Below are 15,451 nucleotides of genomic sequence, written 5' to 3' on the forward strand. Positions count from 1 at the left end.
CGTCGCGCGCTCGGCGACCGAGCCGTCGGGGTGACACGTCGACGGACGCCCCGTGCACGGCGCGTCACGGAGTTCTGTGAGAGATGTGGGCATCCCCTGCGAATCCTCGGAAAAGCCTGAAAGGACGTTGACGGGCTTCCCATGTGCCCGGAATCATCCGATTCGGGCCACGACCGCTAGGGGGGAGCGTCATGGACACGACAGCGACGATCACGTACCGGGGGCAGGTGCGCAGCACGGCGCCGGCACGGGCCGGGCACCCAGGAGGCCACGGAGCCTCCCACGGACCCGGGCACCCGTGCCTGGCCGACGCGGGACCCGGCACGCACGCCGAGCGCCGCCGCATCGCCGACGAGCTCCACGACGTGCTGGGGGTCCGGCTCGTCGCGCTGCTGCTGCAGGCGCGGCGGCTCGCCGACCACCCGGACGCCGAGGTCCGCGACACGTCACGCCGCCTCGACCACCTCGTGCAGCAGATGATGTCGGAGGTCCGCACGCTCGTCGGCACGTTGCACGCACCCACGCGCGCGCCCCACCGGCAACCCGTGCCCACCGCCGTCGACGACGCGCTGCCGTGCCTCACCACGCACCTCGCCGAGCTCGCGGCGTCGTTCCCCGACGACCGCGTGCGCCTCGACGTGCGGCACCCCGTGCCGTCGCCGGCGCTGCCCGCCGAGGTCGCGCTCGCAGCCGCGCACGTGGCCGCCGAGGGCATCGTCAACGCCGTGCGGCACGGCACCGGGCGCGTGGACGTCGTCGTGCACCTCGCCGACGCGCTCGTCGTCGACGTCCGCAACACCACGTGGCACGCCGACGCGCAGGCCTCGCCGCTGCCTCCCTCCGGGGGGCACGGTCTGCACGCGATGCGACGCCGCGTCGAGGAGCGCGGCGGCACGTTCCACGCGGCGCACGCGCCCGACGGCCGGTTCACGCTGCGCGCCACGTTCGACCTCGCGCCGGGGGCGGCGCGCTCCCGTGCCTGACGGCCATCCGCGGTCCGCCACCACGGTCCTGGTGGTCGACGACCAGCCGTTGATCCGACAGGGCATCCGCGCCGTGCTGCGGGGGCAACCGGGAGTCGAGGTGGTCGGCGAGGCGCACGACGGCCACAGCGCCGTGCGCACCGCGCGCCGCCTGCGTCCCGACGTCACGCTCATGGACGTGCAGATGCCCGGCATGGACGGCGTCGAGGCGACGCGCGTGATCTGCGCGGACGACGACCCGCCGACGAGCGTCGTGGTGCTCACCATGTACGACCAGGACGAGCACGTGTTCGAGGCGCTGCGCGCCGGGGCGCGCGGGCTCGTCCTCAAGGACGCCCCCACCTCGGAGCTCGTCGCCGCCATCCACGCGGCCGCAGCCGGCGACAGCCTGCTGTCGCCGAGCGTCACGCGCCGCCTCATCGAGGAGTTCGCGCGCCGCCCGACGGTGCGGATGGAGGCCACCGACGGCCCGGCCGAGCTCACGGCGCGGGAGCGTGACGTGTTCCGGCTGCTCGTGCAGGGCCTGAGCACCGCGGAGGCCGCCGAGCGGCTCACGCTGGGCGACTCCACCGTGAAGTCCCACGTGCAGAGCCTGTACCGCAAGCTCGGGGTGCGGGACCGCGTGCAGGCCGTCATCTACGCGTACGAGCACGGGCTGGTGGACCGCACGTCTCCCCCGCCCGGGGGAGGGACGGTCCCGCGGGGGACCCGCGTGCTCCGGTCCGCGGGGGACGACGCGTGGCGGCCTGCTCCGTAGCGTCGGTCAGGTCCTGACCGCACCGTCGCCGAGGAGCGCACCGTGACCCACCGTCTGCTGATCGTCGCCCGCATGGACCCCGGCGCGTGGTCCGACGTCGCCGGGCTGTTCGCGGAGTCCGACGCCTCGGACCTGCCGCACGACCTGGGCGTCGTGCGGCGCGACCTGTACGCGTACCAGGGGCTGTACTTCCACCACGTGGAGTTCGCGGGCAGCCCGGACGCGGCGATGGCCCGGGCCCGTGACCGCGCGGACTTCCGGCGCCTGAGCGCGGACCTCGAGCCGTACGTCCGGCCGTACGACCCGGCGACGTGGCGCTCCCCCGCGGACGCGACCGCCACGCCGTTCTACCGCTGGACGCCGGGTGCGCCCGAGGCGTGGGGCACGGGCGTGGCCCGGGGTGCCGCGGCGCCCTGACCGCACCGGCCGCCCGGCCACCTGCCCGGCCGGCTGCCCGGACCTGCGCCCGGCCCGCGCGACGACGTGCGTCGCGCGGGCCGGGCGCGTCCGACGGGCCTGGGTCACGCGCCCGTCCCGACGCCGACCCTGCCGGGCTCCGCCACGGGCTCGGGCGTCGTGGGGTGACCGTGCGGCGCGAGCGGCGACGGCTCGACGCGCAGCAGACGCGCCGCCCACACCGGCAGCCACCAGTTCCAACGACCCATCATGACGACGGTCGCCGGCACGAGGACCGAGCGCACGATCGTCGCGTCGAGCAGGATGCCGAGCGCGATGCCGGACGCGAAGATCGCGACGTCGAGCTCACCGCCGGACGCCATCGACGCGAACGAGAAGAACAGGATGAGCGCCGCGTAGGTCACCAGCCGCCCGGTGCGGGCCACGCCGCGCACGACGGCGAGGCGCGTGTCCCCGGTGCGGTCGTACTCCTCGCGCACGCGGGACAGGATGAACACCTCGTAGTCCATCGTCAGGCCGAACAGGAACGCGAAGAGCGTCACGGGCACGAACGTGCCGATCGCGCCGTCCGCCTGGATCCCCAGCAGCGCCTGCGTGCCCCAGCCCCACTGCCACACCAGCACCATCGCGCCCAGCACGGCCGCGAACGACAGCAGGTTCATGACGATGGCCTTCAGCGGCAGCAGCAGCGACCGGAACGCGCGGGCCAGCATGACGTAGCTGACGAGCGCGACGAGGCCGAGCATCCACAGGAACGTGCCGTAGGTGACGTCCACGTACCCGATCTGCTGCGTGGCGTTGCCGCCGACCAGGACGCCGTCGGGCACGGTGTCGACGACCGCGTCGATCGTGGCCCGCCCGCCGGGGGTGCCCGACTCCTCGACGGGCAGCACGGTGAGCACGGCCGAGCCGTCGCGGCGCCACGCGTCGTCGTCGGGGGCGGCCACGCCGTGGACCCCGGGCAGCGCCCGCAGGTCGTCCGCGAGCGCGTCGGGGTCGGTGCCCGGCGGCACGTACACGTCGAACGACGCGAGCGTGCCGCTGGGCACGCCGGCACCGGTGAGCGTGTCGAGGCCGTCGCGCCCGGGGCCGGCGGACGCGAGGTCGTCGGACGCGGGCACGTCGAGGTTGAGGTTGACGGCGACGCCACCGAGCAGCAGGAGCAGCAGCGTCGAGGCGATCATCGCGGGCCAGCGCCGGTGCACGACGCCCTCGACCCACCGGGTCCACGCGCCGCTGCCGTCACGGTCCAGGCGGCTGGTCCGCACGGACGCGCCGTGCGTGCGCCGGCCCACCCAGGACAGCAGGAGCGGGAGCATCGTGACCGACACCAGCGCGGACGTGGCGGTGACGATGGTGCCGCCGATACCGAGGCTGCGCAGCAGCGGGATGGGCAGCACGATCATCGTCAGCAGGCCGATGGCGACGGCGCCGGAGGAGAACGCGACCGCGTGCCCGGCCGTGCGCATCGCGGCGTGCACGGCCTCGTCACCGAGGGTCCCGCGGGCCCGTTCCTCGCGCCAGCGCGCGACGACGAGCAGCGCGTAGTCGATCGCGATGCCGATGCCCAGCAGCGGCAGCATGATGACGGTCGTCTCGTGCACGGTGACGAACGGGCTGACGAGCAGCAGCCCGATGTAGGAGATCGGGATCGCGGTGAACGCGGTGAGCAGCGGCACGAGCGCGAGCCACGAGCGGAACGCCCACGCGAGCACCACGAGCGCGGCCAGCACCGTGAGCGCGAGCTTGACGGGCACGTTGAGCCCGCCGGCGTCCGTGCCGGTGGCGAGCGGGTCCAGGCCGGTGACCTGCAGGGTCGCCCCGGGCGGCAGCAGCGGTGTCATGGCGTCGACGACGACCTCGGTGAGCTGGCCGCCCTCGCCGAGCGCGCTGCCGGGCAGCCCGCCCTGCTCGACGGGCCCGCCGAACACCAGGCCGAACGTCGTGCGCCCGTCGTCGCCGACGAACGCGGGGTCGCCGGTGTCGGCCCACGAGACGACGCGCGCACCGGCGGCCGTGCCGGCCGCGGCGAACGCGTCGGCGAGGTCGTCGCGCACGTCCTCGACGTCCGTGCCGGGCGGCAGCGTCACCACCGGCACGAACGGGCGCTCGTACCCGCCGGTGCCGTAGGTGTCGAGGATCTGCTGGTTCGCCTCGTAGGCGGGCAGGCCGGGGTACTGGTTGGCCTCGGTCATGTTCGGCAGGAGCAGCGCGATCGCGCCGCCGCTGGCGAGGAACAGCAGCACGAGCACCAGGCGCACGGTGCGCCGGTGCCCCAGGACGTGTCTCGAGAGTCTCTCCATGCCACCAGGGCACCAGAGCGGTCTTCCGTGGCCGTGCGGGAGATCTGGGGAAAGTCTGAGAACCGGCGTGGGCACCTCGCGGCCGGGGGACGCACCGGGGCAGACTGCCCAGGTGACCACCGTTGCCCCACCGCGCGTCCTCGTCGTCGACGACGAGGCGTTCCTCGCCGACTTCGTGGCCACGGCGCTGCGCTACGAGGGCTTCGAGACGCAGACGGCGGGCACGTCGGCGCAGGCCGTGGCCAGCGCGCAGACGTTCGACCCGGACCTCGTCGTGCTCGACGTCATGCTCCCCGACCGCTCGGGCCTCGAGACGTGCCGTGAGCTGCGGCGCCTGGGGCTGGACGCACCGGTCGTGTTCCTCACGGCGCGCGACGCGCAGGCCGACCGCATCGCGGGCCTGACGGTCGGTGGCGACGACTACGTGACCAAGCCGTTCAGCCTCGACGAGCTCGTGCTGCGGGTGCGCGCGGTGCTGCGCCGCACGGGCGTCCCGTCGCCCGACGCCGACGGGGACGTGCTGCGCTTCGCGGACCTCGAGGTCGACGTCGCGGCGCACGCGGCGCGACGCGCGGGCGAGCTCATCGACCTCACGCCGACGGAGTTCAAGCTGCTGCGGTACTTCACGGCGAACGCGGGACGCGTGCTGTCGAAGCGGCAGATCCTCGACCACGTGTGGGAGTACGACTTCAACGGCAACGACGGCGTCGTGCAGACCTACGTCTCGTACCTGCGGCGCAAGGTCGACGTGTACCCGCCGCCGCTGATCCACACGATCCCGCGCGTGGGTTACGTGATGCGCACGCAGGCCGGGGCGGCGCGGCGGCGCGAGCGGGGCAGGTGAGCGCGGCGGCGACGCGCCCGCGGCCGGCCCGCTCGCTGCGGGTGCGGCTGACGGTGCTGGTCACGTGCCTGCTCGCGGTCGGGCTGCTCGCGGCGCTCGGGGGGACGCTCGCGGCCGTGAACGACTGGCGCGGGGACGCCGGCTCGCTCGCGGAGCTGCAGCAGCGGGTGCGGGCCGCCGCGCTGACGTCGGCGGGCGTGGCGCTGGTGGCCGTCGCGCTGCTGTCCTGGCACGGGGTGCGCCGCGCGCTGCGGCCGCTGGAGGGCATCGCGCGTGCCGCCGAGGAGATCGGTGCGGCACCCGACCGCGTGACGGACCGGCGCGTGGCCGCAGGCGACCAGCCGGCGGAGGTCGCCCGGCTCGCCACGTCGCTGGACGCCATGCTCGACCGGCTCGACGCGGCGCTCGCGGCGCGCGCCGAGTCGGAGCAGCGGCTGCGCACGTTCGTCGCGGACGCGGCGCACGAGCTGCGCACGCCGGTGACGACGATCCGCGGGTACGCCGAGCTGTTCGACCGCGGCGCACGCGACGACCCGCAGGAGCTGCCGAAGGTGCTCAGCCGCATCCGCTCGGAGGCCGAGCGCATGGGCGACCTCGTCGACGACCTGGTGCTGCTGGCGCGGCTCGACGCGGAGCGCGAGCTCGAGCACGGGCCGGTCGACCTGACCGTGCTCGCGCACGACGCCGCGATGGACGCACGCGCCGCGGACGGCGAGCGCACCGTGGTGGTCGACGAGGACGGGCCGGTGGTGGTGCTCGGCGACGAGGCCGCGCTGCGCCAAGTGCTCGCGAACCTGCTGACGAACGTCACGCGGCACACCCCGCCGGGCACGCGCGCGACCGTGCGGGTGCGTGCCGACGGCCCGCACGCCGTGCTGCACGTCGCCGACGACGGGCCGGGCCTGGCCCCCGAGCACCGCGAGCACGTGTTCGAGCGGTTCTACCGCGCGGACGCGGGCCGGGCACGCGCGACGGGTGGCGCCGGGCTGGGCCTGTCGATCGTCGCGGCGATCGCGCACGCCCACGGGGGCACGGTCGCGGCGGTGCCGACCCCGGGCGGGGGCACGACGATCACCCTCCAGCTCCCCCGCTGACCCCACCCGGCCCGCCCGTCGCGAACAGTGGTCACAGGTGCGACCACTTCCCGCTCCGGCACCGCCAGGTGTGACCACCACGCGCACCGTCGAGCGACGCCGGCGGCGGTCGGCGGCGGGGCGCTCAGGGCGTCGGGTCCTGGCCCGTCGGGTCGGACGGGTACAGGCGGCGCGTGGCCGTGTCCTGGTTGTCGCCCGGGGGCGGCTGCGTGTCCGGGCCGGTCGCTCCGGGCAGCGGCTGGTTCTCCGGGTCCTGCGTCTCGGGCCGCTGGGATGCCGGGTGGACCGTGTCCTCGCTCATCCCTCCACCCTGCGGCCCTCACCCGGACCCCGCCACCCGAGGTGACGAGGTCCGGGGGGTCGGGCAGCGGCGCCCGTCAGCCGCCGACGACGCCGCACGCGACGCGGTCGCCCGCGTCACCGGTCTTCCGCGTCGCCTCGTCGGGGCCGTCGGGTGCGTAGCGCTCGGGCACGTGCGCGAGGTTGTCGCGGCCCGCGTGGACCATCACGGCCGAGCCGTCGTCGTCGGTCAGGTCGGCGAGCGTCAGCGCGTCCGTCGTCACCGTGAGCTCGGCCGACCCCGACGCGTCGACCAGCAGCGGCGGCAGGTCGCCCGCGTGCTCGCCGTGGTCGCCCGCGTCGGCCCCCAGGTGCCCGCCGGCGGACAGGAAGTCGCCGATCTTCGCGGGGTCCGACGGGTCCGGGCTGGCCGGCTCGCACCGGCCGACGGCGTGCACGTGGAACCCGTGGAAGCCGGGGTCCAGCCCGTCCACGGCCACCTCGATCTCGAGCGCGTCGTCGTCCTCGTCCAGCGACACGGTGCCGACCTGCGCACCCGTCGCGTCGACGAGCGAGACCTCGAGGTCGTCGTCCCGGTCGTCCGGGGTGGCTGCCGTCGTGGCGGCCGGCTCACCCCCTGCGGCCGGCTGCTCCTGGTCCGCGTCGCCGCACGCGGTGAGTGCCGCGAGTGCGGCGATCGTGAGCGTGGTCGTGCTGAGCCTGCCTCGCATCGTGCCCCCTGGTGTCGGTGCTCGGAGCCGTCCACGCTACGAAAGGCCCGGGGACCGCGCGCGTCGAACGCGACACCACCGACCCGCCACGCGGCCCGTGACCGACGAGGACGCGGCGAGTCCTCTCGACGCCGCGGGGACCTGCGGCCCGGCGTGACGACCCCGACGTGACGACCCCGACGTGAGGAGCAGCCGTGGCGGCACCGCCCGACGAGGTCCCGATCGACCCCGACGTCGTGCGCGCGCTGCTCGCCGAGCAGCACCCCGACCTGGTGCCGCTGCCGCTGGGCCGCCGGTACGCCGGCTGGGACATGGCGATGTACCCGCTGGGTGACGACCTCGCCGTGCGGCTGCCGCGCACCGCAGCGTCCGTCGGGTCGATGCGCTCCGAGCTGCGGTGGGTGCGCGAGCTGGCCGTGGGGTGGACGTTCCCGACGCAGCGCGTGGTGCGCGTCGGCGTGCCGGGCGCCGGGTACCCGTGGCCGTGGGCGGTCGTCACCTGGCTGCCGGGCGTGACGGCTGCGGAGGTGCCGCTCGCCGCGTCCGCGGGCCCGCCGCTGGGCCGTGCGCTGCGGCAGGTGCACGTGCCCGCGCCCACCGACGCGCCGTACAACGACGAGCAGTCGATCCCGCTCGCCGACCGTTCCGCCGGCGTGGTCGCGTCCCTCGCGCACGTCGAGCGGGAGGGGCCGGCGCGCGGCCTGCGGCTCGACCGCGCACTTGCGGAGCGGACGTGGGCCGACGCCCTGGCCGCACCCGTCGACGTCCCACGCACCTGGATCCACGCGGACCTGCACCCGCACAACCTCGTGAGCGTCGACGGGCGGTTCGGCGGGATCCTCGACTGGGCCGACGTCGCCGAGGGCGACCCGGCCACCGACCTCGGTTTCCTGTGGCTGGACCTGCCGGCGGCCGGGGTCGCGGCGGCGTACGACGCATGCGGCGGGCTGTCCCCCGCGACGGCCGCACGCGCCCGCGGCGTCGGCCTCGCCCTGGCCACCGGGTGGGCGGGCTGGGACGACCCGCTGACGAGCGCGATCGGCTGGCGTGCGCTCATCGGGCTGGGAGTCGTCCGTCCCGTGTGACGCCCCGGCCCGCCGTGCGGGCACCCGATCAGGCGCGCGACCGACGGAGCGCGGACCACAGCACCACGAAGCCCGTGACGGCCCCCATCGCGACCACGGCGAGCACCGAGACCCCCAGCGACACCGTCGGCTGGACGAATGCGAGCACGAACGCCACCAGGCCGAGCACGAGGACGACCGGCCCCGCCCGGCGCTGTCCGCGACGCGCCGTCATGACGAGCCGGTCGAGCTCGGGGCTCTCGTCGAGCCGCAGCGCCTGCCGCTGCGCGTCGTCCGGCACCGGCGCCTTGGGCAGGCCGTTGCCGATGACGACGGCCACCAGGGCGACGGCCGCCGCCAGGACCACGCGGCCGGTGCGCTCGTCCCCGGTGGCGTAGCTCAGGAAGTAGGCGTGGATCGCCACGAGGACGGGGGTGAGGATCGACAACGCCGTGTCGATCGAGCGGCGGTCGGTCTCGCGCGTCCGCCACAGCGGCACCACGCCCGTGCGGGCGATGCGCTCGCGGACCGGCTGCGCGGCCACCCCGACGGCGCCGATGCCGACGAGCAGCAGCGACGGCAGCGTGACGAGCACCAGCTTGGGGACGTACGCGTCGGCACCGTCCTTGCCGCCGTCCTCGAGCGTCAGCACCCAGGGCAGCTGGCCCCAGGCGTACACGGACACGGCCGCCATGACCAGCAGGCCGAAGGCGGAGACCAGGATCCCGCGTACGGGCAGCTCTCGTGCCGCGTCGCCCGCGGTGGTCGTCTCGTGATGCATGGTGCCCCCTTGCTCGGTCGGACGTGCCGGGTCGGACGTGCTCGGTCGCACGTGCTCAGTCGGTCGGTGGAGCCGCGCGGCCCACGCCGAGCGAGTGGAGGAAGGCCGCGAACGCCGACTCGACGACGGACGCGTTGGCCGAGTAGCGGATCGTCGTGCCCCGCCGTTCGGCCACCACGAGGTCGGCCTCACGCAGGATCCGCAGGTGACCCGACAGCGTCGGGCCGGCGACGTCCAGCGCGTCGGCGAGCTCGCCGACGAGCATCCAGTCCCGTCGCGCCAGCTCGCGCAGCACCGCGCGCCGCGTGGGGTGCGACAGCGCGGCGAACACCCCGTCCGCCATGGCTTCCTCCATATTTCGTGAAACACCAAAATAGCGTCCACGACCCCTGCCGCGCCACCCCGAGCCAGCATCGGGATCGATCCCCCCACCCCGCGAGCCGTCGATCCGGCCCGTCCGCCCGCGAGGGGGTCGACCGGCTCGACGCGGCACCGGTACGGTCGGAGCGGATGTCCACCACCGACCCCGCCCGGCTCGTCGCCTGGGACCGAGAGCTGCGTGCCGTGCACGCGCGGCTGCGCGACAGCCTGCAGGTCGCGCGGGAGTCCGTCGAGGACGTCGCGGCAGGCGGCCCGGACGCCCCGACGCGGGACCTGCTGCTGTTCTGCACCGGGTTCTGCGCGGCGCTCGACGGGCACCATCGCGGCGAGGACGACGTCGTCTTCCCGGGGCTGCTCGGCGCGGCCCCCGAGCTCGCGGACGTCGTGAGCCAGCTGGTGCGGGACCACTCGGTGCTGTCGCAGCTGCTCGGCGAGCTGCAGCGGGCCGTCGACACCGGCCACGCCGCGGGCGTCCACGACCCCGCCGCGCTGCACCGGCACCTCGACGGCATCGAGGCCGTCATGGAGACGCACTTCCGGTACGAGGAGAAGCGCCTGCTGCCCGTCCTCGCGGAGCTCGCGCTCGACGCGACGCCGCGCGCGGCGCTCGGGCCGCTCGCGTGAGGACGCGTCGGGGCGGGCCCGGCGCACGAGCGGAGCGAGCGGGAGGTCACGTGGGCGGGAGCCGTCACGGGGCTGCCGCGCGGTGGTCGTCCTTCGCCGCGGTGGTCGTCGTCGCCGTCACCACCGGGTGCACGGACGGGACGCCTCTCGAGCACACGGTGGCGGGGAGCGTCACGGGCGGCCCGGGCGGGGAGGCGTCGGTGACCGTCGACCCCGACGAGGTGGCCCAGGGCTGGGCCGCCGCCGGCGGCCCCGCGCTCGACCTCCCCGACGGCCACGTCGCGCTGCTGCTCACCAGCGGCGCGATCCGCCGGCCGGAGGTGACGTCCGTCCGCGACCGGGACGGCACGTGGGTCGTGCACGTCGACTCGGAGCGGCTCGGCGACGGCTGCGTGGAGCCCGCGGTGGTCACGGTCGTGTCGATCCTCGTCCACGTGCGCACCACGGTCCGCCCGGACGACGTCCGGCTCGACGTCAGCGAGCACCGCGGCACCTGCTGAACGCGGGCCGGAGCGACGCCTCGTCGGCGGAGCGGGCGGGGCTGGATCGACGGCTCGCGGGGAAAGGGGTCGTGCCGGGCGGCGGTCGCCGCGAGGATCGGGGGATGACGGACGACGGGTGCGTGTTCTGCGGGATCGTCGCGGGTGAGCTCGGGGCGTCGGTGGTGCACGAGTCGCCGACCGTGCTGGCGTTCATGGACATCGACCCTGTGACGCCGGGCCACGTGCTCGTCGTCCCACGCGCCCACCTGCCGGAGCTGGCGGACCTCGACGACGACGTGGGTGCGGAGATGTTCGCCGTCGCGCGCTCGGTCGCGGCGGCGCTGCGCCGCTCCCCGCTGCGGTGCGAGGGCGTCAACCTGTTCTACGCCGACGGCGAGGCCGCGTTCCAGGAGGTCTTCCACGCGCACCTGCACGTGTTCCCGCGGTTCGCCGACGACGGGTTCCGGATCGACGCGCGGTGGGGCTCGAACCCGTCGGGTGCCGAGCTCGACGCGCACGCCGCCGCCCTCCGCGCCGCCCTCGTCCCACCCGCGGCGGACCAGGCGTGACCTGCCCGCAACACCCCTGACACACCCGGCTCGTAACGTCGCCCACCGCACCCGTGGACAGGTCGGGCGGGCCACGCCACTCTGGGTGCACCCGGCTCACGAGGCCGCGCGGACCCGCACCCGACCCGGTGCACGGCAGGACGCCACGACGCGAGGAGACCGGGATGTTCGACCACGTCGACCCGTTCATCGGCACCGAGGCGACCGACCTGCCCGAGCCGTCCGGCCTGGCGGCGACGTGGTGGTGGCCCAAGCCGCAGGTCGGCAACACGCACCCGGGCGCGACGTACCCGTTCGGCATGGTGTCGGCGTGCGCGTACTCCGGGGCGTACCCGACGGGCTACGGACGGTACGACCTGTCGACCGAGGGCCGCCCGCCGGTGCTGCACGACCGGCTCGTCGCGACCGGCTTCACGCACTTCCAGCAGTCGGGCACGGGCGCGATCCGCAAGTACTACAACTACTTCCGGGTGACGCCGATGCTGGGCCCGCTGGACGACCTGGACTGGCCGTGGGAGATCGTCGACGAGGTCGCCGAGCCGGGCTACTACGCCGCCACCCTGGAGTCGGGCATCCGCGCCGAGATCACCGTGGGGCCGAAGTCCGCGGTGCACCGGTACACGTTCCCCGCGCACCACGACGCGCGGCTCGTCATCGACTTCTCCCTGGGCGGCCTCGACATCCCGTACGGGCGGACCGTGCCGCTGCGCGCGCACCTGGGGACCGTCAACCCCGGCTGCGCGGAGGGTGAGATCGTCGTCGAGGGCGCCCCACTGGCCGCGCGCGTCGAGTGCGACGCGCAGCACTGGCGGCAGATGCTCTGGTACGACCGCCGCCTCATGCCCGGCGGCACGCGCCTGGACTTCGACCGTATCCGCCCCACGACGCTGCGGCCCTTCGGTCTCATGTGGGCGGGCCCGACCGAGCCCGGGCAGGTCGTCGAGCTGCGCTTCGGGTTCTCGCTGCGGGGCGTCGAGCAGGCCGCGCGGACCCTGGAGCGCGAGTGCGGGCCGGACCCGCGGCACTCCTTCGAGCGCCGACGCGCCACGACGCAGGCCGTGTGGCGCGAGCACCTCGGCAAGGTGCAGGTCGACGCGCCGACGCCCGAGAAGGCGACCGTCTTCGGCACCGCGCTGTACCACTCGCTCATCAAGCCGTGCCTGGCCCCCGACGAGTCGCCGTTCTGGCCCACGCCCGGGCCGTTCGCGTTCGACCTGTCGACGATGTGGGACATCTACCGCACGCACCTGCCGCTCATGACGGCGCTCGTCCCGGACAGGTCCGTCGAGCTCGCGAACGCGCTGCTGCAGATCGCCGAGGAGGAGGGCAACCTGCCGATCGGCTACCGCATGGCGCGCGGCGCGGACCGGTTCAGCCGGCAGGGCTCGGCGCTCGCCCACACGTTCCTCGCGGACCTGTGCGCGCTGGGCCTGCCCGGTGTCGACTGGGACTGGGCCCTGGTGCACATGCACGACGACCTGCGCCGCACGTACGGCGAGGAGTTCCTGCTGCACGGCCGCACCCACCCCATCAGCCACACCCTCGACCTGGCGTTCGGGTACTGGTGCACGGCGATCGTCGCGGGGCGCGTGGGCGACCTGACGCTCGTCGAGCAGTTCGGCCCGCTGGCCGCGCGGTGGCGCAACGCGTTCGACCCCGGCACGGGCCTTCTCGTCGACTCCACGTACTACGAGGGCGGGCGGTGGAACTACTCGTTCCGCCTGCTGCACGACATGGCGTCGCGCATCGCGCTGGCCGGCGGGGACGACGAGTTCACGACGATGCTCGACCAGTTCTTCGGCTTCGGCGCGGACCCCGTCAAGCAGCCCGGTCTGCACCCCGACGTCGACGAGATGGCCGCCGGGTACGCGCTTCACCGCTTCGAGGGTCTCAACAACGAGCCCGACATGGAGGCGCCCTGGGCGTACATGTACGCGGGCCGCCCGGACCGCACCGCGCAGGTCGTCCACGACGTCGTGCAGCAGCAGTTCGGGACGGGCCGCGGTGGGCTGCCGGGCAACGACGACTCCGGCGGGTTGTCGTCCTGGTACGTGTGGGCGACCCTGGGACTCTTCCCCGTCGCGGGGCAGAACCTGTACCTGCTCAACGCGCCCGCGTGGCGCGAGGCACGCATCGACGTGGGCGGCCGGCCGTTCACGATGGAGACGACCGGATTCGTCGAGCCCGAGCCCGGCGGCCCGGTCCAGCACGTGCAGTCGGTCCACCTCGACGGCGTCCCGCTCGACCGCCCGTTCCTCACCGGCGGCGAGCTGCACTCCGGGGGCCGGCTGCTCATCGGTCTCGGCCCGGAGCCGTCCGGGTGGGGCACCCAGCACCGACCACCCAGCGCCCCCGCGCCGCACGTCGACGTCCCGCTCCCCCGCCTCGCCCGACCCTGACGGGGCTGGATCGACGTCTCGCCACCAGGGGGAGGGGCGCCGACCCGCCGGAGCCCCCGCAACCCGTGGCGCGAGCGGTCGACCCAGCCCCACCCACCCCGCGACACGTCGAACCAGCCCCACCCCACCCGTCCCCCCGCGACACGTCGAACCAGCCCCACCCCTCTCCCCGCGAGAGGTCGAACCAGCCCCGAGAGGACGACGCCGTGAACGCTCCTGCCGCGAGCCCCGACCGCCGCCTGGTCATCGTCGTGCGCGCCGATCCGGTGATCTGCGGTCACTCGGGCGAAGCCCGTAACCTCGCCGAGGCGGCGCTGCAGCGGGGTTTCGACGAGGTCCGCATCGTCACGTGGCCCGTCGACCGGCTGCAGGAGGCCGGCCTGCCGCTCAAGCCGTTGGACGGCGTGCTGCCGTACTCCCCGGGGATCGTCGTGGAGCGGCCCGAGCCCGTCGGCGACTACAAGGTCCCCGACGGCCGCTACCTGGCGGGGCTCACGGGCCGGCTCGTCGAGCTGTTCACCGACGGCGTCCCCACCGTCGCGATGTCGCTGTACCTGTCGCCGCACGCCACGGCGGTGGCCGACGCGGTCGCGGTCGCGCGCCGCACGGGCCTGCCCGTCGACGTGGTCACCGTGGCCGAGGCCGTCGGGTCGGACGTCACCAACGTCGTGCGGGCGTGCGTGCAGGAGGACCGGTTCGGCGCCGCGGCGCACGTGCTCGCGCAGTACCTCGCCCACGACGTCGTGCTCGCCGTGTCGCAGTACACGCGCGACCTGGTCGTCACCGAGGCCGCCGCGATCGACGCGCGCTACGGCACGCGGTTCGCCGAGGAGTGCGCCGCCCGCGTCGCGGTGTCCTACCCCGCGATCGACGTCGCCACGTACCTGGCGCGCGACGAGGACGCGACCGACCGCGCGCTCGCGGCCCGCGGCCTGACGCGCGACGGGTACGTGCTGTTCCTGTCGCGCCTCGCGCACGCCAAGGGCGTCGACGACCTCATCGACGGCTACGCGCGCTCCGGCGCACCGGCCGCCGGGCGCCGCCTCGTCATCGCGGGCAACGGGCCGCAGGCCGACGAGCTGCACGCGCACGCCGCCGCGACGGGCCTGGGCGACCTCATCACCTTCCTGCACGACGTGCCGGACGACGAGAAGGCTCACCTCATGGCAGGCTGCACCGCGTTCGTGCTGCCGTCCAAGCCGCGCCCGGAGTTCGTCGAGACGTTCGGCATCGCGCTGGTCGAGAAGATGCTCTCCGGCGGCGGGCCGGTCATCACGACCGTCACCGGCGGCATCGGCGAGGCCGTCGGCGACACGGCGCTCATCGTGCCCGTCGACGCCCCGGACGCGATCGCCGGCGCGATCGACCAGGTGCTCGCGATGGACCGCGCGGAGCGGGCGGCCTGGTCCGAGCGTGCGCGCGAGTACGCACTGCGCTTCGACCGGGGCGTCGTGCTCGACCGGATCCTGGAGCAGGTGACGGCCGCGACGTGGGCGGCGGTGCCGGCCTGACACCGGGCGGGACCGGGCTGCGGGTGCCGTCCGGCGTCAGGCCGGCACGGCGTCCGCGATCGCCCCGGCCGGAGCCGAGGATCCGGCCGCCGGCGTCGTGGGTGGCTGCGACCCGGTTGACGGCGATCTGCGTGACGCCGGCCAGCGCGAGCGCGAGCAGGGACAGGGCTCACTGTGCGCGCTGCACGCCGTGAGATCGAGCGCACCGGGACGATCCGGTCCTCGACCGAAC

General features: G+C 75.0%; 16 protein-coding genes. 11 read left to right on the plus strand and 5 right to left on the minus strand.

The window, feature by feature from the left end; translation table 11 throughout:
• Positions 1-191: 191 nt before the first annotated feature.
• From CFLA_RS16820 to CFLA_RS16830, 3 genes are read left to right on the plus strand one after another with little or no spacing between them, the layout of a single operon-like run.
• Positions 192-983 carry a sensor histidine kinase gene (locus CFLA_RS16820; protein ID WP_013118544.1) on the plus strand — a complete coding sequence of 264 codons (792 nt, stop codon included), beginning with the start codon at positions 192-194 and terminating at the stop codon, positions 981-983.
• A 31-nt stretch (positions 984-1,014) separates the two neighbouring features.
• Complete coding sequence (locus tag CFLA_RS16825; RefSeq protein ID WP_245530266.1) at positions 1,015-1,740, plus strand: response regulator; 726 nt, start codon at positions 1,015-1,017, stop codon at positions 1,738-1,740.
• A 42-nt stretch (positions 1,741-1,782) separates the two neighbouring features.
• The gene (locus tag CFLA_RS16830; protein WP_013118546.1) at positions 1,783-2,157 is read left to right on the plus strand and encodes a TcmI family type II polyketide cyclase; all 375 of its coding nucleotides are present in this window, start codon (positions 1,783-1,785) and stop codon (positions 2,155-2,157) included.
• Positions 2,158-2,261: 104 nt separating this feature from the next.
• Here CFLA_RS16830 and CFLA_RS16835 read toward each other — a convergent pair whose 3' ends face one another.
• Positions 2,262-4,460: an MMPL family transporter gene (locus tag CFLA_RS16835; RefSeq protein ID WP_013118547.1), complete on the minus strand. Its 2,199-nt coding sequence runs from the start codon at positions 4,458-4,460 to the stop codon at positions 2,262-2,264.
• A gap of 112 nt (positions 4,461-4,572) precedes the next feature.
• Here CFLA_RS16835 and CFLA_RS16840 point away from each other — a divergent pair, with 112 nt between their 5' ends.
• Both CFLA_RS16840 and CFLA_RS16845 read left to right on the plus strand, forming a co-directional pair.
• A complete protein-coding gene (locus CFLA_RS16840; RefSeq protein WP_043599221.1) occupies positions 4,573-5,304 on the plus strand; it encodes a response regulator transcription factor in 732 nt (243 codons plus the stop codon).
• Positions 5,301-6,398 carry a sensor histidine kinase gene (locus CFLA_RS16845; protein ID WP_013118549.1) on the plus strand — a complete coding sequence of 366 codons (1,098 nt, stop codon included), beginning with the start codon at positions 5,301-5,303 and terminating at the stop codon, positions 6,396-6,398. Before CFLA_RS16840 ends, CFLA_RS16845 begins: the two co-directional genes overlap by 4 nt.
• Positions 6,399-6,522: 124 nt before the next feature.
• Here CFLA_RS16845 and CFLA_RS20580 read toward each other — a convergent pair whose 3' ends face one another.
• Both CFLA_RS20580 and CFLA_RS16850 read right to left on the minus strand, forming a co-directional pair.
• Positions 6,523-6,699: a hypothetical protein gene (locus CFLA_RS20580; RefSeq protein ID WP_013118550.1), complete on the minus strand. Its 177-nt coding sequence runs from the start codon at positions 6,697-6,699 to the stop codon at positions 6,523-6,525.
• A 76-nt stretch (positions 6,700-6,775) separates the two neighbouring features.
• Positions 6,776-7,408 (minus strand): superoxide dismutase family protein, encoded by a 633-nt coding sequence (locus CFLA_RS16850; protein WP_013118551.1) that lies wholly within the window; start codon positions 7,406-7,408, stop codon positions 6,776-6,778.
• A gap of 194 nt (positions 7,409-7,602) precedes the next feature.
• Between CFLA_RS16850 and CFLA_RS16855 the strand changes: the two genes are divergently transcribed.
• Complete coding sequence (locus CFLA_RS16855; protein WP_013118552.1) at positions 7,603-8,493, plus strand: phosphotransferase; 891 nt, start codon at positions 7,603-7,605, stop codon at positions 8,491-8,493.
• A 28-nt stretch (positions 8,494-8,521) separates the two neighbouring features.
• On the opposite strand, the gene CFLA_RS16860 is transcribed toward CFLA_RS16855, so the two are convergent.
• Positions 8,522-9,253 (minus strand): hypothetical protein, encoded by a 732-nt coding sequence (locus tag CFLA_RS16860; RefSeq protein ID WP_013118553.1) that lies wholly within the window; start codon positions 9,251-9,253, stop codon positions 8,522-8,524.
• Positions 9,254-9,308: 55 nt separating this feature from the next.
• A complete protein-coding gene (locus CFLA_RS16865) occupies positions 9,309-9,596 on the minus strand; it encodes an ArsR/SmtB family transcription factor (RefSeq protein ID WP_013118554.1) in 288 nt (95 codons plus the stop codon).
• 167 nt (positions 9,597-9,763) lie between these two features.
• Here CFLA_RS16865 and CFLA_RS16870 point away from each other — a divergent pair, with 167 nt between their 5' ends.
• The 5 genes from CFLA_RS16870 (at position 9,764) to CFLA_RS16890 (ending at position 15,219) form a co-directional block, all read left to right on the plus strand.
• Positions 9,764-10,258, plus strand: a complete 495-nt coding sequence (locus tag CFLA_RS16870; RefSeq protein WP_013118555.1) for a hemerythrin domain-containing protein — start codon at positions 9,764-9,766, stop codon at positions 10,256-10,258.
• A gap of 50 nt (positions 10,259-10,308) precedes the next feature.
• A complete protein-coding gene (locus CFLA_RS16875; RefSeq protein ID WP_013118556.1) occupies positions 10,309-10,758 on the plus strand; it encodes a hypothetical protein in 450 nt (149 codons plus the stop codon).
• 104 nt (positions 10,759-10,862) lie between these two features.
• A complete protein-coding gene (locus tag CFLA_RS16880; protein WP_013118557.1) occupies positions 10,863-11,309 on the plus strand; it encodes an HIT family protein in 447 nt (148 codons plus the stop codon).
• Between the two features lie 164 nt (positions 11,310-11,473).
• Complete coding sequence (locus CFLA_RS16885) at positions 11,474-13,708, plus strand: glycoside hydrolase domain-containing protein (protein WP_013118558.1); 2,235 nt, start codon at positions 11,474-11,476, stop codon at positions 13,706-13,708.
• Between the two features lie 206 nt (positions 13,709-13,914).
• Positions 13,915-15,219 (plus strand): glycosyltransferase, encoded by a 1,305-nt coding sequence (locus tag CFLA_RS16890; protein WP_013118559.1) that lies wholly within the window; start codon positions 13,915-13,917, stop codon positions 15,217-15,219.
• Positions 15,220-15,451 lie beyond the last annotated feature (232 nt).

Source organism: Cellulomonas flavigena DSM 20109 (assembly GCF_000092865.1).
GTDB lineage: Bacteria > Actinomycetota > Actinomycetes > Actinomycetales > Cellulomonadaceae > Cellulomonas > Cellulomonas flavigena.